We start from the raw sequence: 16123 nt of genomic DNA, 5'->3' as shown, positions 1-16123 counted from the left end.
TGGCACCACGCCCGCCGTTACGGGATGGTGTGGCAACCGCTGCGTTTCGAGACCACCGAGGTGGGCGGCGCAGGTGCAGCACTATCGCCCTGTACTGCCGCCACTCCAGTTCCTGCGCAAACTACCCGCGCGTCTTGTCGAATGCGATGTAGTCCTTGACGACGATCGAGTCGTGCAGGCGCACCCCTTTGGCGTTGAGCTTGGCGGCCGCGCGGGTGACCGGTGCGGGCAAGACGTTGATCAGACGCACGGCCTGGATCATCGCCCACAGCTCCAAGCGTCGGGCGGGGACGATCGTCTTCGCGGCGGCGACAGCGAAACGGCGACTGCGCCGGACATAGTCGCCGATCTCGTGTTCGTATGCGGCGAACGCGGCGGTGTAGTCGCCGGAGTGGGCGGCGAGTTCACCCGCGAGAACATAGGCACCGACCATAGCCATGCTGGTGCTTCCGCCGACCGCCGGGCCAGGGCAGTACGCGGCGTCACCGACCAGGCCGACCCGGCCACGCGACCAAGTGTCCAACCGCAGTTGCGTGATGGAGTCGAAGTAGAACGACGGGGTATCCTCCAGCTCGGACAGCAGCCGAGGCACCTGCCAGCCCATATCGCCGAAGTGCTCGCGCAGCAACTGTTTCTGCCGCTCGATGTCTCGATAGTGGTAGTCCAACGGTTGCGGCGGGCGCAGAAAGAACCCCGCGCGCCCACCGTCGATGCGGGCGGCGCCGTAGATGCCCGCGACCCGACCGACATCGACGGTCATCTCCATCACACCGTTCAGATTCAGGTAGTTGGGAACGGAGAAGACCGCCAGATAAGCGCCGAGCCAGGTGGAGAATCGGGACTCGGGGCCGAAGACCAGTGCCCGCACATTCGAGTGCAGCCCATCGGCCCCGATGATCACGTCGAAGCGCTGTGCCGGGCAGTGCTCGAAACTGACTTCGCCGTCGTCACCGATCGCGGTGATCGAGTCCGCGAAGATGTAGTCGACATCGGAACATGTTGCGTTATAAAGAATTTCGCTCAGATCGTCGCGCATGATCTCCACATGGTTGTCGGAGACAGCGGTGAACATCTTGCGCAGATCCAGCATCACCGGACGCGCGGCAGGCCGATGGATCAAGAGCCTATCCGTCCCGGTGGCCTTCGCCCGGATGTCCTCGGCTACTCCCATGCGCTGCGCGATCTGCATGGCCGGTCGGAACAGATCCACCGCGTGGCCGCCGGTCTTGCGCGGCGCCGGCGCGCGTTCGACAACGGTGACGTCGAATCCGTACCGGTTGAGCCAGTAGGCGAGCGTGGGTCCGGCGATGCTGGCCCCGGAAATCAGGATGTGCATCGGTACACCTCAGGTCATCGAACTCATCGGCCGCCAGTGCGGAGGCCCAGCTTCGATCCTGCACCTGTCCAACCGTTGTCGGACGAAATCGAGCTCGGCCAACGATCTGGAGTGGGGCGCGAATTGGGCCGCGTGCTCATGGCAGCCGTATTCACGCTGACCTCCCACCACGAGCGGACACCTCCTGTTGCCAGGTCACACCGCACACCGTACTGGAAGCGCGGGCAGTATCGGCACACATCCCGTTTTCCGGGAACAAGGGACAATCGGCTCTCCTACCACCAGCCGAGCAGGGGTTGTAGTTGACGGCCGAGCGGCCCGGCCAGCGAGCGGGAGTAGCTGGTAGTGAAGTGGTGCTCGTCGTGGTAGATCAGGAGGTTGCCTTCCACGACCGCGCACACGGTGGGTTCGCAGACCGCGTCGGTGAGGTCGATCGGGAACACGTTCGGATAGCGGGACGCCGATTCGAGTTCGGGGTTGACCGCATCGAGGGCGTCGTCGCGGCGTATACCGCAACTGATTCGGTCACCACCGCGGTCAGCCAGCCGCTGGTCACCACGAGTACCGCGACAGCGAGGACCGCCACCGCCACCGCCACGCCCGCCGCCCGACGCCCCGGTTTGCCCAACCGAGGTTTTTACGGCATCTTTACGGGTGGTGCGCCGGGAAGTCTGGTCGGCAACCCGATCCGGTCGGCGGGTCGGGCGGTCCGGCGAAGGGGTGGCTCATGGTGCTCACGCGGGCGTGCGCTACGACAATGGTTGATCGTGGCGATGTCGACGGCAGATACGTGTCGGTGGAGGCTCGGGCAGTCGTATCGTGCTGGTGTGCACGCAAGTCAAATAGCCGAGGACTATCCCTCGGTGACCAAGGATTCCGAGGCGTTGGCCGCAGCGAGGCTGCTGGCCGAGCATCGGCTGCCGGGCATCGTGGTGACCGACGCCGCCCAAGTGCCCCTTGCGGTGCTACCGGCGTCGCAGGTGGTGCGCTTCCTGGTACCGGGATATGTTCAAGACGACCCGTCGCTGGCCGGGGTTTTGTCGGAATCGGTGGCCGATCGGGTCGCGGAAGCGTTGCGCGGCAAGACCGTTGGCGAACTGCTCCCGGAATCGAAACCCAAGCCCATCCTGCCGGTGGCCCACGCCGACGACACCGTGATCGAAGTCGCCGCGCTGATGGCCCGCTGCCGATGCCCATTGCTCGCGGTGGTCGACGGAAAACGGATGATCGGCGTGATCACCGCCTCTCGGTTACTACAGGTGGCGCTCGCCACAATCTGATCGGTGAGCCGCGCGCGGGTGACCCACGATGACCGCCGTCGCGATCACCGCATTCGTAGTGGCGTATCTGCTGATCGCCACCGAACGCATCCACAAAACCAAAGCTGCCCTCGGTGGCGCCGCGGTGATTCTCGCGCTGGGGGTGCTCGATTCCGGGGAGGCGTTCTTCTCCCACGACACCGGCGTCGACTGGGATGTCATCCTGCTGCTGTTCGGGATGATGATCATCGTCGGGGTACTGCGCCAGACCGGCGTCTTCGAATACACCGCCATCTGGTCGGCGAAACGCGCCAAGGGGTCCCCGGTGCGGGTGATGATCCTGCTGACGCTGATCACCGCCGCGGCCTCAGCGTTCCTGGACAACGTCACCACCGTGCTGCTGATCGCACCGGTCACCCTGCTGGTATGCGACCGACTCGGCATCCGCGCCGCACCATTCCTGATCGCCGAAGTACTGGCCTCCAACATCGGCGGCGCGGCGACCCTGATCGGCGACCCACCCAACATCATCATCGCCAGCCGAAGCGGGTTGTCGTTCAACGACTTCCTGGTCCACATGGCACCGATCGTGGTACTCGAACTTGCGGTGTTCACCCTGATCCTGCCGAGGCTGTTCCGTGGCTCGTTCGATGCCGAGCCCGATCGGATCGCCGATGTGATGGCACTGGACGAACGCGAAGCCATAGCCCTGATCCAATGCGGCATCGTGCTACTCGCGGTGTTCACCGGATTCGTGGGTCACTCACTGCTACACGTCGATCCCTCGGTGGTCGCGCTGCTCGGTGCCGGGGTGCTGGTGCTGATCTCCGGCACCGAACCCACCGACTACTTGTCCGGCGTCGAATGGGAAACGTTGCTGTTCTTCGCCGGACTGTTCGTGATGGTCGGCGCGCTGGTCAAGACCGGTGTGGTGAAGACGATGGCAGGCTGGGCCACCGACGCCACCGGCGGTAATGCGCTGGTGGCGGTCATGTTGATTCTCGTAGTGTCGGCGCTGCTGTCCGGGATCATCGACAACATCCCATACGTGGCGACGATGAGCCCATTGGTCGCCGACCTCGCGGCCGGAATCGACAACCCCGGGCACACCGACGCCCTGTGGTGGTCGCTGACCCTGGGCTCGGACTTCGGCGGCAACCTGACCGCGGTCGGCGCCAGCGCGAACGTCGTGATGCTCGGCATCGCCGCCCGCGCCGGGGCGCCGATCTCGTTCTGGGAATTCACCCGCAAGGGTGCGGTCGTCACCGCCATCACGATCGCGGTCGCCGCACCGTATCTGTGGTTGCGCTACTTCGTATTCGCCTGACAACACCAGGGAGAAACCATTGTTCGCAATGTTGCGCGACGAGAGCGGAGCGGCGCTCGCCCATGTCACCATGGCGCTGGGTTGGGATCCGGTCCGCACCAGCCGCTGGCTGCGCTCGCGGTCGGACGACATCGACCTGAACGCGGCGGCACTGCTGTTCGCCGCCGACCAGATCGTCGATGTCGTCTACCACGAACAACTCAGCTCCCGCGACGGATCGGTACGACACCTCGGCGACAGCACGACCGGAGAAGGCAAGGGCGACAACGAAATAATCACCGTCGACCTGACCCGATTACCCCCAGAGGTCACCACCGTCGTCTTCATCGTCACCTCCTACTCCGGCCAGACCTTCGACCAGATCGAGAACGCGTTCTGCCGCCTGGTCGACGGCGTGTCCGGTACCGAAATCGCCCGCTACGACCTGACCGGCGGTGGAACCCACACCGGACTGGTCATGGGCAAACTGTCCCGCATGAACGGGGTGTGGCAGTTCGACCCGATCGGCGAAGCCATCCGCGCACAACATCCCGTCGAGGCCATCCCCCAACTGCGGGCGTTCTTGACATAGTCGCGAACACAGAACCAGGCGTTTGGCAGCTCGAGTCGATCAGCGAACGCGGCCGGGCACGGCCTCTCGTCGAGGAGATCCCGCAACTCAGAACTTTGTTGACCTAACAGCTCAGGCGAGTTCGTGGACGCATCGACGATGGCAGGGTTTGATCCCAGGTAACCACCGGTCCCACAACCGAATAGGCCAATCCCGACAGGACCAGAGGCCCATCCCGGCCGCTGCGAGCACGGCGGTCACTACGCGAAGAGGCCGGTGGAAAGCACACACCAACACAATGCCCATCGTATCCACACAGCCACTGCTCGCTGGCGTCCGCGCGGTCCGCACCTCGACCGACCGTAGCGTGCAACGTCCTTCGATATCGGCAGCAGAGCCGAAGCGCGGCGGCGCGCAAGGCGGAGGCGCCGCCGCGGCAGCCGGTCCCTACAGGGTCACCCGCAACAATGACATCAAACGACCGGTGAAGATCGACCTACCTGGCCTCCATCCGTCCATCTCTGCAGTCGCTGGCGGCCAGTTCGCCCAATCCCATTACGACAGCGGGATTTTCGATGCGTTTAAGGCCGTGGAGAACCGGGTGCAGTCGCTGCCCGGGAGCAAGCAGAGCGGTAAGTCGCTGATGACGAGCGTGTTCAACGAGCAGAATCCTCGGCTCGCGACATCAGCGAAGGCCGCAGGCTCGCCGAGGTGACGAGTTGGAGGGGTTCAAGTTCCTGTTCATGGGAGCATCGCAGGGTGTCCGGAACGTTCGCGCGCACGGCAACCCGTTGGATACTCCCGAGCAGGACGCTCACGAGATGCTTGCGTTAGCGAGCTTGTTGATGCGGATGCTGGATCGTGCTGAGGCACGACAATCGGGCAAGCCCATCGTATGAAACCCTGCCCGACAGGACCGGACGCACCGCGACTCGAATGTCGCCTTGAGCATCGCGCATCTGCCTAGCTGTACTGACCACGGATGTTGGTGACGGCGTGGCGAGTTGGCACGGCGCACGGAACAAGGAAGAGATCCAACTACCGATCGACACGCCGTACCGATGACTCTCTACCGAACGGATTCCATCCGAGCCAGTTGGCCGACTACGGTCGAGGTTTGAGTCCGTCAGCCAGCGCAGCCCCAATCACCGGAGGAGTCGGATGCCTCGCAATCACGATGATCTGGCTGTGGGGCAGCAGTGGGTGGCATCGGCAGCGCTGCTTCCCGCCCTTCCAGGCGCCTCCCGGGTCGGACTGCGCTCCCCTCCTACCGGACTGCTGCGACAGCCCGGCGGGAAGGTCTAACACCTCCTTTGATGTCCACCGCCTCACGGCGCAAACCGGAAGTGAGCCAGAGCCGCTAATAATCCGAAACTCCCTCGGCGTGCTGACGGTCGGCCAGGACGTTGTATCGAACAGGCGCTACCAGGGGGTGCACCACTACCGGATAGATTGAGCAGAGTCGAGACGGACCATGGTGGAGGGTGAAAATAGTGGCAGCGCAAGCGAAAAAGCGGGTTCTCAGCGGGATCACCGCTACGGGACGACTTCACATCGGCAACTACATCGGCGCGATCAGCCAGTGGGTCGATAACCAGGCCGTCTATGAGAACTTGCTGTTCGTCGCCGACCTGCATGCGCTCACCATCCCTCAAGCGGTCGCCGGCCAGGACCTGCGCGCGCGGGTCGAGGAAATCTTCGCGCTCTACCTCGCCTGCGGTATCGACCCCGAACAGTCGACGCTGTTCGTCCAGAGCGACATCGTCGAGCACGCCGAACTCGGCTGGATCATGACCTGTACTACGCCGGTGTCGTGGTTGGAGCGGATGACCCAGTTCAAGACAAAGGGCAAAATCGCCGATGTCGATACCGGGGTCGGTGCCGGACTGCTCTGCTATCCGGCACTACAGGCCGCCGACATCCTGCTCTACGACCCGGACCTGGTACCTGTCGGTGAGGACCAGAAGCAGCACGTCGAGATCACGCGTGACATCGCGAAACGGTTCAATACGCTGTTCGGTGACACTTTCAAGATTCCGGACGTGGTCATCCGACAGGCAGGTGGACGAATCATGGGGCTGGATGATCCGACTGCCAAAATGAGCAAGAGCACCGCCGAGCGTGCCCCCGGACACGCGATCGGTTTGCTCGATCCCCTTGACAAGGCACGCAAGTCGATCATGCGCGCCGTGACCGACTCGAACTCCGGCGTGGACTTCGCTACCGAACTCGCGCCCGGCGTCACCAATCTGCTGACAATCTTCGAATGCTTCACCGGCACCTCTCGCGACCAAAGCGCGGCACGATTCGACGGAGCAGGTTATGGGAAACTCAAGTCCGACGTCGCCGACGCCGTGATAGGGCGCCTTACCGAGATCCAGCAGCGTTATCGCGAGATCACCGACGACCGTGACCAATTGAACAAGCTACTCACCCAAGGTGCGGAACGAGCACGGTCGATCGCGGGGCCCAAGCTCGCGCAGGCATACCGCGCAACCGGACTGCGCTCATGACCCGGCGCTGCTGAGCCGCATTTCCGGCGCCACTGGCGTCCGTGTGCCGAACAGCAGGAGTATGAAGCCCGCGAAGATCATCGCACCGCAGCAGATGATCGCACCTTTCGGTTGCACGGCCGCCGCCAAGGCGGATCCCATCAGGATGGAAACCGCCGCCCCGCCTCGCGAGATCAGCGTCGCTACCGCTGTGACGCGGCCGAGCAATTCCTTCGGCGAAAAGGCCTGTAGCGCAGTCCTGGTCTCGACGCCGTAAACGGTCAGTGCAATCCCGAAGGTAAAGATCGTCGCCGTACCCACTACCAGGTGCTGTGGGGTGAGCCAGGCGAATAAGGCGAGGGTGACGCCCAGAGCGAGGCCGCAGTATGCGATCGCTCGGACAGAGGCCTTTTCGCCACGATCGCTCAACGACAGTACGGTCGACGCCACCAGCATCCCGGCACCTTGAGCCGACATATAGATGCCGATCCCGGCAGGTCCGATCGATCTGAGATGCAGCACGAAAAGGGTTGCGTTGGCACCCGATCCGATAAAAACGATAGCCTGCGAAATCATGACCGGCCGGAGCACACCATCGCGTATGACGAAGCGGAATCCCGCACGCGCGTCGTCCAAGAAGCTCGGTCGCCGACCGGCCGGCGCAGGCGGTTCGGCGGGCAATGTGACAAGGAATGACCCGAGGGCCCCGATCACGAACGACAGCGCGTTGGCAAAGAAACTGACCTGGTAACCGAATCCGGTGACAGCGAGACCACCCACTATCGGACCGATGACCAGGGTCGCCGAATAACTGAAGTGCAGCAGGGCATTCGCTCGCCGCAGGCCACCACTTCCCGCGACCGCAGTGATCAGATGGTTCTGCGAGGGCACAAAGAACGCCGTTGCTGCGCCGGTGGCCGCCGCGGCGATGTATGCGATGTATATCGAATCGACCGAGGAGACCAGCAGCATGGGAAGAACAAGGACAGCGCGTATCAAGTCGCTGGCGACCAGGATGCGACGTTTATCGTGCCGATCGACAAAGACGCCCGCATAGATCGAGAACAGGATGAAGACCACCGAACCGACAGTCGCCACCGCGCCGACATGCAGATACGAGCCCGTCGCCCGATATATCCACAGGGGAAGCACAATCATGTAGTAGGACGTCGCGAACAGCGAGACGAACTGAGTCGACCAGAACAGCAAGAAGTTTCGATTGCGAAGCAACGAGGACGCCGGATCATGCCGGACTGAATCAGACAAGACACTCCCCCGAACTGGCTGCTGCTTCGATCAGCGCCACACTATCCAGCCGCCGATAGCCGGATCGGCAAGAAACAAGGCTAGCGGATACCGGCATGGCGCCGTCAAGGCAATCTTTAACCAGCTCACCGGTCTGCGGCTGATCCGGCCAGTTCGGACCGAGCTCCGCCGACAATCGGCTGCGGAGCTGAGCAGCCAGCATCCAGCCGCGCAGGTAGACGGATGCGTACCAATGCAGGTCCAGGTAGTACATCGGGGTGGCACCCGCGAAGTCGAATAAGGTATTCGCCTTCAGCTGGTCGATCAGGCGCGTGGTGCCGATCGATGCGGTGGCGTCGTCGGATGCGTCGACGAACTCCAACTGCCAAAGCAATTTGGCTATGTGGATCCGGATGAGATAATGCCGCTTGAGGGCGTATAGGCGATGCAGCGCCTTGCACTCCGTACGTGTCTTCGATATGTGCCACAGCGCCATATCCTCGTGCAGTGTCGCAATGGCCTCGCCGACGACGGGGTCCTGCCATCGAGCCAGGTTGACGTCGCCCGCCGACGGTTGGGCCAACACCGCCACACCGTGACCTATCTCGTGGGCGGATAGGAATATATTCTCGGCGCCTTTTTTGCTGTTGATGAAAACATAGACCTCGTCCGGAACAGCGACCGGCAAGCAGCGTGACCGAAAATCTCCCTCCGCTACACGAATGATCTTCAGCAGACGTTGTTCCCGTGCAAACCCCGACGAGTTCGCCACCGCAGCAAGGATCGAATCGCTGTCGTGGCTCGCTAGTCGGTTCAAGTGACCCCACAACCGCGGTGCGTCCATCTTGTCCAGTCGGCTCACCGGCAGCCCGAGAAACTCTTCGGCGCAAGACGACAGTAGATGCCGGTAGTGACCGGCGGTACGCAGTGCGTAATCGCAACATTCATTGGCCAGCTCGGCAAAATCCACTCCTTGACAAGCGGCGTACATTGCGCTCTGGCCCGCATATCCCAGACCGCTTGCGAATCTGCCGACCATTTCGTGCAACCTGCCGTAGATCGGCTCCAAATTCGAGGCTATCGCCCGATCCACTTCGCCGACTATTGTCCTCGACAGGCTGCGTGAGGCGGTGTCGGCGATCCGAAGCGCGGCGGTCATCGTGACAAACGAATCATCGACCCGGACACGTAGCGACTCGGATTCACGCGCCGCCTCTCCAACAATCGGCTTCACGGCGAGATTAATGAACTCCTGCGTAAAGTTCCGAGTCTGTGCCAGAAACAAGTTGTCGGGATCAATCGCTAGCTGCCGATGGTCGGCGGCCAGCGATTCGAAATCGAACAAGTGACCATACTCTTGGTAGATCAGATGCTCGCTGGACCCGGAACGGCCCGTCAATTCATCGGCGGTGTTTCGGTACAGCATACCCTGGAATTCATAGAGCTCAGCCGTCGCGATTTTCGACAATGGTTCTCTCTCGCCGATTCTTATCGATCCGAAACAGATTCTGCACCGACAGCGACGCAGGTCGCCATCCGTGTACTTTGGTACGGACGGCGACCTGCGCTACCAGCCGTTAAGGCGTCAGAAGGCCGGCTCGACCGATTCCGACCAGGTCAAACCGGTCAGAGCCGTGCGACCCTCGACGGTCGACTCAGCGCTCTTCAGAGCGTCGAGCAATTCATTGAAGTTGGCCACACCCACGGCCGGGTGTTCCGCGCTGACTTTCGGAGACATAATTACCACCTATTTGGTAGACGAACAATTACAGGTATTACGCTAAGCGGTAGTCCGAAGACGGTCAAGCAAGTGATCAATTCACAGTCGCGGCCCGAACAGAGCACACGGAATGCGCTGCGGTGACCGTAGACGGAGCCGGGCACGCCGTGATTTACCATAGGCAGACACGTCGAATACGGGCCGAATGAATCATTCGGTCCGTACTGTGGGCGGGTAGGTCTAGGACCGAGCCGGAAGCATGCTTAGTCCATATGACTGCTTGGAATCTATGCGCCGCAAGTCAGGGCCATAGCTGTCGAGGTAGTTCAGGATGCCGCATTCATCGGAGAATTGATTCGCACCGGATTCGCTGGACCCGGTGACTTCAATCTCTATACAACGGAACACACAGAATGCGTTATCCGAGATCCGGGTGAACGTGACCGTATCGAACGAGCAGTGCCATAGATTTGCATCGGCGGCATACTCGCGGTGCACGCGGCGCTGATCTACCACATATTGTGGAGCGATATCCCGCAGTGGCACCTTGTCGCCCAGTTCGGAGGCCAATTCGGCGACGCCAGCCGCGTTGTACTGACCGAAAATCTCCTGCCGTGTCAGCGCCTTCGTTTCCACGCTGCAACAGAACCCACGTTTTAGCACATACGAGCCGTGCAAAGATCGTGCGGCGAGCGTCAATCCGCCTCTGGCCAGCGCAAAGTCGCCGGTATCCAAGTAGACCCGGCACTGTGCGTATTCGGTTTCCTTCTCGAATCCTGCTCGGCCGAAGCAGTTCGTCGAGAGGAGGGCGGCAAAGGAAGACGTCGAAGCGAGGTATACCACCTCGGTTTCGTACCTCATGAGGTTCGCTCGACCGCGATGGGCACGACCAGGTCTGCGTCGATCTCGAGGCCGTTCGACACAGCATCGGTCACGATCGCGAGACTGTTCGCGCGGGGGCGGAAGTGGCCGGACTTGTTGTTGACTATCGCTCCGGCCAGCGCACCGTCAACGGTCTTGGTGAACATTATTTCGCCAGCGCCGTACACCGAGAGCCCCCGTCGTCGGACCAACACCGGGTGGGCAATCGCCCCGGAGGGGGTGGTGAGCCCGTTTTCGGTACCCAGCAGACCGGTCAATCCCATCGATTGTCCGTAAACGACCGGCACCATATCCGCGTCAATCGCGTAGATGTAGAACTGCCGCGGCACGATGGCGTCTATCCACGTGCTGTCGATCTCGCGCACCTGGTCCTGAACGCACGGATCCGACGTGAGATGCCGATCGTAGGCATCGGCGGGATAGAAGATCTGCTCACCTGCCGGCGTCGAAACCCGTTGCACCGGTGCGTAAGACGTCGCACCTTGCGGAGCACGACGAGTACTGTCGTAGTGATCCTGCACCAGTCGACGGGCCCGGTCGATCAACTCAAGGTAGCGGCTGTTTCCGGAATCGAGAAGATAGGTTCCGATTTCGATCACCTGGGAAAGCAGATGATATTTGGCCAGCAAGCAGGCGATTGAGTAGAACCCGTACTTCTGGTCGTAGACATCCAGAATCTGTTGGTACTCGACAAGCGATTGCTTGACAACAGCGTCATCGACCAGATCGACCAACTGCTGAGTCCACAATCCTGGTTCGGTGTCACTCATGGCATTCCGATCCTTGCTACCGTTGCCGGTGACTCGAGCAGCCGGAAGGACTCGTCGACGAAGTTGCCACCCGCCACCAACCCCGGGCTGTCGGAGATCGCCTCCAGAACGGTGCGCAGTACGCCGCTGAGACGTCCTTCGAACCTTTCCTCCATGATCCGCCTGGTCCGCGCCCTCAGCTGCGAGTTCCAGTAGATGTCGATCAACTTGGTGAGGACTACCGCCGTACGGATGTCATCGCCGTTCATCCGGTTCGACTCCGTGACAGCGTTATACAGGTCCAGATCGTAGCTGTAGCCGAACTCCTGCTGTTGCGCGAGCAGCACGGTATTGGGCAAGAGCTTCAATAGATTCGACTGGATTACGACATCGCCGAGCGAGGAACAGAAATCTACCGTCTCCAGCCAATCACTCAAAGTCTCATTCGGGAGGGCCACAATGGTGTCCACCACAACCTGTATATCCCGGCGTAGCAGAGATTCGACCACGGACCGAAATTTTTCGAGGTTGTTTCGCCGCTTGATCGCACGCTGAGTGGATTGATGAATGGTTTGCAAGCCAAGCTCCACGGACTCACATCCCGCGATGGTCAGGAGGTCCATCTCGGGATCGGTGAGATGATCCGGTTTGATCTCGGCGTGGAAGGTCCACGGCTGCTCAGCGGAGATCAACTTCTCCAGCACGAACTCGGTCCTACTCGGTTTGAGATTGAACGTGCCGTCCAGAAAGTCGATATGTGAGGTCGCGCGGGATGCGAACAGTTCGATATCTTTTCGAATCCTCTCATCCGAGAGAGTTCGATAGGCCTGATGTCCTTGGTCACAGAAGGTGCAACTGAACGGGCAGCCGCGCGATGTCTGATACTGGACGCTGCCCGCCGCGATCGACTGCTCCAACAATTCCGGGCAGACCAGATAGGGGTTCGGGAGGTAGTCCAGGCTATCCCTCGGCGTGAAGATTTGTCGTTGGAGCTTCACCTGTCCCGCAGCATGCGGCATGCAGTAGACACCTGTGGACGGTTGGATGTCCTGCCCGCGGGAGAGATCCTCAAGTATAGCCAGGAGCGGCCGCTCGCCCTCACCGATGACCAAAGCGTCCACTTTGCCCGCGGAGACCAAGCCAGTGAGGCGCATATCGTTGGAATCGGTATGCGGCCCTCCCATTATCACGGCGGCTTCCGGTAATTCGGACTTCAACACCCCGGCGAGCGCAAGCGTCACGCCGTCGTTCCAAATGTAATGAGAGAGCCCGATCAGATTCGGCGACTCCACCCGCAGACATTCGAGTATGTTGTCGACCGAGATTTCTGCCGAGAGGCTTATTACCTTTACCTCGACCTCCAGTCCGTGCTCGTCAGAGTAATGATCAACAAATGCTTTGAGGGCCCAAACACCATATGGCGGTAAATGAAAGTTTCTGGCATTTACCGACACCAAACAAAGCTTGATAGATCGCATGTGAATGCTTCCCGTCTTCATACATCCCAAGAAGAGGACGACGACCCGCCAAGGGACAATCGGCCCGAATAGCTAATTGCTTCGGTTTCAGATGGAGTGCTGCGGCAACGAGGCAAGTTGCGCGGCGAACTCCTGCCAATTCATCGCACACATCTGAGCGACCTGGGCAACGGCCGGTATCCGGTGCGCGGGAATGCCCGATATCAGCTGTTCACGGGTTCGCCGGTCGACCCCGGTATCGAGTAACCGCAAGAGTGCCCGGCCCTTCTCACTCGATCGAATCGACGGATCACGTCGCAGACTGTCGAGGATCGCGCCGGCTCCCGACACGTCCAGAGCCGTTGTGCTGTCAGCACGTTGGAGTTCGCCTCTACCTACGGCGGGTGCCTCACCCCTCGACAACCGAGCCTTCACATCGCTGACGGTTGCGGGTGATAGTCCTACGGCCCTGGCGATCTCGCGCAACGAAGCATCGGGCCGGGCACCTAGCAAAGCCGCTGCCTGCTCCCTGGCTCTCGAGCTGTCGACTGCCCTTGCCTTACCGTCCCGCCCGACTCGCTTGTTCAACCGATTCTCGACCGCAGTTGAACAGTCTCGGGTCGCGGCAACTGTTTTCGTCGACAGTCCGGTGTACTTCGCGATCGCGCGATCGGACCAGTCCGGGTGAGTGCGAGTGATCCGACGCGCGGCAGCCAGCCGTTCCTCACGCGAAAGCGGCAGGCCATGTGTTGTATTGGCGTGGACTGCCAGCACAAATGCGTCCGCCTCGGTGCCGGTGAAGAACGAAACTTCGATCTCTGATTCACCACGCAGCCGAGCCGCCCGCAACCGGTGCGCGCCATCGATGACTTCCATGGTCGCCCGACTCACGATGATCGGCGGCAACACCCCGTCCACATCGGCCAGCAACCGAGTATGCTGCGAATTCTCCCCCCGCAACCGTGGCGTCTTCGCCACCTTCAGCTCACCGATCGGCACCCTGACTGGCTCGGCACAGCACCCCGCCCGAATACCTGACACCTTCTGGTGCCCCCTCGACGATATCCCCACATCTAGCATCCCAACCCCCGACAAGTCAGTTACGTTAACCTCTAATCAGTTTGGACGCAGCAGATCCAAAATCGGTTCCCCCTTCTTTCACCCAGCAGAGATTGACACGGGCACTCGCCGACGTGGTGTCCTCGAACTTGCCTGCTACCCCACGCGACCGGCACATCGCCTCGCATCCACAGCGCGTTTTACGCGCTGCAACTCGTCCCGCTTGATTACGAATCACAGAGCGACAGATCCGTGCGAATCCATCCGCCACCTCCATACCAGAACTCCCCTGTCACTTGGCCTGATGCAGCAGGTTCACGATCGGTTCCATCATTTTCAGACTTCTCTCCAGCGAACCGCAGTCCTACACGACGACCGGGTCGCCATACACTACGACCGTTTCGTCATCGATCTTGGATTTTGCCGACACCATCACGTAGGAACGGAGCGTGAGTCCGGTCAGGCAACCATCGGCTTTGATACTGGTTCGAACAACATCGATGCGCGGCTCGTGATCTTTCAGGGAAATCTTTTCGATAGCTATGTCCGAGATCGTTCCCGCTGCAAGGCGAGCGGCTATTTTAGGTTTCACCTCTACTTTGGGTGACACCTTTGACCGCCGATCGCTCGGCGACTCGAACACCTGCGGAGTTATCACAAGCACACTTGGCGATACGAGTCCGGCATCGACGCCGAGGGACGCAGTGATCGACTGCAAGGACGCTGCGCATCCGACGTGATAGCCGACTATCAGCTCGGCGTCCTTCAGGTTCTTGAATACAGAACCCTTGATCTCGGCGTAGGCCGAATTGCTCACCACCGCTTCCCGAGTCGGGATGAGTCCGGGACCGGTCGCGTTGACAACTTTCTCGTCACGGTGTCCGACGATCAATGTTCGACCGTCCGCGGTCCGGACCGACAGTTCGTGTCGGTCACTCCGCGAAGCGTCGGCTGAGGCGTTCGGTGCACCCGTGATCAGGACGACCGCAGTGAGCGATGCGCACAACCAGGCGCTACGAATTCCCTGTTCTACCTTCACCGCAGCGCGCCTGTGCTACAGCGGGACCGGATCACCGTAGACCGCGAGCGAGTCGTCGGCTTGGGTGGATTTCGCGGCGATGATCGTGTACGAGCGGATACTCGCTGGCCCTACACAGCCGTCGATCTTCACATGGGCATTGCGGGTGGTGATGAATGCCTTGGTGTCCTCTATCGGCTTTTCGCCGGTAGGGAGATCGGCAACCTTGCCTGGTGCCAGCGTGACTTGGAAGCTCGGCGAAATCGAGGCGGTCGGACCGATATTCGCGCCGACGGTGGGTGTCGGGATGCCGGGGTTGATGAGGATGCCCGGGGTGAAGCCGACGTTCACCGTAGCGCCCAGGGTGATGGATGTCAGATCTACCGCGCATCCGACGTGGTAGCCCGTCCGTAGTACCACACCCTGCAGTTTTGAGCCGCGTCCCGCGATCGAGCCGTAGGCCTGGTTGGTTACGAAGACTTCGCGGGTGGTGCCGATGCCGTTGAGCGGGGAGACGCGGTTGGCTTCCTCGTTGCGGTGGCCGACCCCCAGCTGCCAGCCATCCTCCATGGTGACGGAGCTTTCGTGGGGTGGCAGGACCAGCCCCTCCGCCTGTGCATTGGTGGCATTGGCCAGCAGAGCGGCGCCTATGGCCGCCATAGCCGGGATCGAGGTCTTGGTACGCATCAGCTCCCCCTTTCGATCGAATGAACCGAGTCGACCAACTCCCTGGGCCGCTCGGCATTGCGCCCGGAACGCTAGGGCACAGCTGGCGGGCATCGCAATCCCGAACTCGCGCCGTACACAGCGACTGTGCAGGTCACACACAATGCAGATTTAGTCCGGTCCGGACACACAACGGAAGTGGGCACGGACGAACGTGCATGCCGGAATGGCCCAGGCTGATCGCACGTCCTGGGCTCGCTGGCTCAGTACGGGCAGGTGACGAAAAATGTTGGAAATCAATGGAACTGAATCAACCTCGCCGCCGTCTATACCTGTCGTAGAGACAAACACAACCGACCAGTC

The 16123-nt window shown here is 61.2% G+C and carries 18 protein-coding genes; 7 read left to right on the top strand and 11 right to left on the bottom strand.

Going from position 1 to position 16123, the window contains the following annotated elements; translation table 11 throughout:
• Positions 1 to 121: 121 nt before the first annotated feature.
• On the bottom strand, positions 122 to 1336 hold the full coding sequence (locus tag ACQP2U_RS07745) for an FAD-dependent monooxygenase (RefSeq protein WP_433714043.1): 1215 nt from the start codon (positions 1334 to 1336) through the stop codon (positions 122 to 124).
• Between the two features lie 275 nt (positions 1337 to 1611).
• Positions 1612 to 1845 carry an SGNH hydrolase domain-containing protein gene (locus ACQP2U_RS07740; RefSeq protein ID WP_433716396.1) on the bottom strand — a complete coding sequence of 78 codons (234 nt, stop codon included), beginning with the start codon at positions 1843 to 1845 and terminating at the stop codon, positions 1612 to 1614.
• A gap of 318 nt (positions 1846 to 2163) precedes the next feature.
• On the opposite strand from ACQP2U_RS07740, the gene ACQP2U_RS07735 reads away from it, so the two are divergent.
• The 7 genes from ACQP2U_RS07735 (at position 2164) to trpS (ending at position 6985) form a co-directional block, all read left to right on the top strand.
• A complete protein-coding gene (locus ACQP2U_RS07735) occupies positions 2164 to 2616 on the top strand; it encodes a CBS domain-containing protein (RefSeq protein WP_433714042.1) in 453 nt (150 codons plus the stop codon).
• A 28-nt stretch (positions 2617 to 2644) separates the two neighbouring features.
• Positions 2645 to 3922: an SLC13 family permease gene (locus tag ACQP2U_RS07730; protein WP_433714041.1), complete on the top strand. Its 1278-nt coding sequence runs from the start codon at positions 2645 to 2647 to the stop codon at positions 3920 to 3922.
• A 28-nt stretch (positions 3923 to 3950) separates the two neighbouring features.
• Positions 3951 to 4493, top strand: a complete 543-nt coding sequence (locus ACQP2U_RS07725) for a TerD family protein (RefSeq protein WP_433716395.1) — start codon at positions 3951 to 3953, stop codon at positions 4491 to 4493.
• Between the two features lie 277 nt (positions 4494 to 4770).
• A complete protein-coding gene (locus ACQP2U_RS07720) occupies positions 4771 to 5187 on the top strand; it encodes a TIGR02391 family protein (protein ID WP_433714040.1) in 417 nt (138 codons plus the stop codon).
• Between the two features lie 28 nt (positions 5188 to 5215).
• Complete coding sequence (locus ACQP2U_RS07715) at positions 5216 to 5371, top strand: TIGR02391 family protein (protein ID WP_433716394.1); 156 nt, start codon at positions 5216 to 5218, stop codon at positions 5369 to 5371.
• Between the two features lie 262 nt (positions 5372 to 5633).
• Positions 5634 to 5777 (top strand): hypothetical protein, encoded by a 144-nt coding sequence (locus tag ACQP2U_RS07710; RefSeq protein WP_433714039.1) that lies wholly within the window; start codon positions 5634 to 5636, stop codon positions 5775 to 5777.
• Between the two features lie 188 nt (positions 5778 to 5965).
• On the top strand, positions 5966 to 6985 hold the full coding sequence (gene trpS / locus ACQP2U_RS07705) for a tryptophan--tRNA ligase (protein WP_433714038.1): 1020 nt from the start codon (positions 5966 to 5968) through the stop codon (positions 6983 to 6985).
• Here trpS and ACQP2U_RS07700 read toward each other — a convergent pair.
• The 9 genes from ACQP2U_RS07700 to ACQP2U_RS07660 all read right to left on the bottom strand — a co-directional run bounded on the left by ACQP2U_RS07700 (position 6980) and on the right by ACQP2U_RS07660 (position 15781).
• Positions 6980 to 8230: an MFS transporter gene (locus ACQP2U_RS07700; protein WP_433714037.1), complete on the bottom strand. Its 1251-nt coding sequence runs from the start codon at positions 8228 to 8230 to the stop codon at positions 6980 to 6982. The genes trpS and ACQP2U_RS07700 overlap by 6 nt on opposite strands.
• Complete coding sequence (locus ACQP2U_RS07695; RefSeq protein ID WP_433714036.1) at positions 8223 to 9677, bottom strand: hypothetical protein; 1455 nt, start codon at positions 9675 to 9677, stop codon at positions 8223 to 8225. The genes ACQP2U_RS07700 and ACQP2U_RS07695 overlap by 8 nt, the downstream gene beginning before the upstream one ends.
• A gap of 117 nt (positions 9678 to 9794) precedes the next feature.
• A complete protein-coding gene (locus tag ACQP2U_RS07690) occupies positions 9795 to 9947 on the bottom strand; it encodes a hypothetical protein (protein ID WP_397034970.1) in 153 nt (50 codons plus the stop codon).
• 222 nt (positions 9948 to 10169) lie between these two features.
• Entirely contained in the window at positions 10170 to 10790 is a 621-nt protein-coding gene (locus ACQP2U_RS07685; protein ID WP_433714035.1) for a hypothetical protein, read from the bottom strand.
• Positions 10787 to 11581, bottom strand: coding sequence for a hypothetical protein (locus ACQP2U_RS07680; protein WP_433714034.1), 795 nt, complete (start codon positions 11579 to 11581; stop codon positions 10787 to 10789). The genes ACQP2U_RS07685 and ACQP2U_RS07680 overlap by 4 nt, the downstream gene beginning before the upstream one ends.
• Positions 11578 to 13014: a B12-binding domain-containing radical SAM protein gene (locus ACQP2U_RS07675; RefSeq protein WP_433714033.1), complete on the bottom strand. Its 1437-nt coding sequence runs from the start codon at positions 13012 to 13014 to the stop codon at positions 11578 to 11580. Before ACQP2U_RS07675 ends, ACQP2U_RS07680 begins: the two co-directional genes overlap by 4 nt.
• A gap of 111 nt (positions 13015 to 13125) precedes the next feature.
• Positions 13126 to 14016 carry a ParB N-terminal domain-containing protein gene (locus ACQP2U_RS07670; RefSeq protein ID WP_433714032.1) on the bottom strand — a complete coding sequence of 297 codons (891 nt, stop codon included), beginning with the start codon at positions 14014 to 14016 and terminating at the stop codon, positions 13126 to 13128.
• 424 nt (positions 14017 to 14440) lie between these two features.
• Positions 14441 to 14968, bottom strand: a complete 528-nt coding sequence (locus tag ACQP2U_RS07665) for an MspA family porin (protein WP_433714031.1) — start codon at positions 14966 to 14968, stop codon at positions 14441 to 14443.
• Positions 14969 to 15130: 162 nt separating this feature from the next.
• Positions 15131 to 15781 carry an MspA family porin gene (locus ACQP2U_RS07660; protein WP_433714030.1) on the bottom strand — a complete coding sequence of 217 codons (651 nt, stop codon included), beginning with the start codon at positions 15779 to 15781 and terminating at the stop codon, positions 15131 to 15133.
• Positions 15782 to 16123: the final 342 nt, after the last annotated feature.

The organism is Nocardia sp. CA-084685, from assembly GCF_050955785.1.
Classification (GTDB): domain Bacteria; phylum Actinomycetota; class Actinomycetes; order Mycobacteriales; family Mycobacteriaceae; genus Nocardia.
Note: the sequence above shows the minus strand (reverse complement) of the source record. Positions and strands in the feature narration are given on the sequence as shown.

Excerpts from the sequence above, each read along its gene's own strand:
- ACQP2U_RS07680 (WP_433714034.1), bottom strand. The coding sequence starts at position 11,581 with ATGAGTGACACCGAACCAGGATTGTGGACTCAGCAGTTGGTCGATCTG.
- ACQP2U_RS07715 (WP_433716394.1), top strand. The coding sequence starts at position 5,216 with ATGGGAGCATCGCAGGGTGTCCGGAACGTTCGCGCGCACGGCAACCCG.
- ACQP2U_RS07710 (WP_433714039.1), top strand. The coding sequence starts at position 5,634 with ATGCCTCGCAATCACGATGATCTGGCTGTGGGGCAGCAGTGGGTGGCA.
- ACQP2U_RS07725 (WP_433716395.1), top strand. The coding sequence starts at position 3,951 with ATGTTGCGCGACGAGAGCGGAGCGGCGCTCGCCCATGTCACCATGGCG.
- ACQP2U_RS07660 (WP_433714030.1), bottom strand. The coding sequence starts at position 15,781 with ATGCGTACCAAGACCTCGATCCCGGCTATGGCGGCCATAGGCGCCGCT.
- ACQP2U_RS07720 (WP_433714040.1), top strand. The coding sequence starts at position 4,771 with ATGCCCATCGTATCCACACAGCCACTGCTCGCTGGCGTCCGCGCGGTC.
- ACQP2U_RS07745 (WP_433714043.1), bottom strand. The coding sequence starts at position 1,336 with ATGCACATCCTGATTTCCGGGGCCAGCATCGCCGGACCCACGCTCGCC.
- ACQP2U_RS07730 (WP_433714041.1), top strand. The coding sequence starts at position 2,645 with ATGACCGCCGTCGCGATCACCGCATTCGTAGTGGCGTATCTGCTGATC.
- ACQP2U_RS07685 (WP_433714035.1), bottom strand. The coding sequence starts at position 10,790 with ATGAGGTACGAAACCGAGGTGGTATACCTCGCTTCGACGTCTTCCTTT.
- ACQP2U_RS07690 (WP_397034970.1), bottom strand. The coding sequence starts at position 9,947 with ATGTCTCCGAAAGTCAGCGCGGAACACCCGGCCGTGGGTGTGGCCAAC.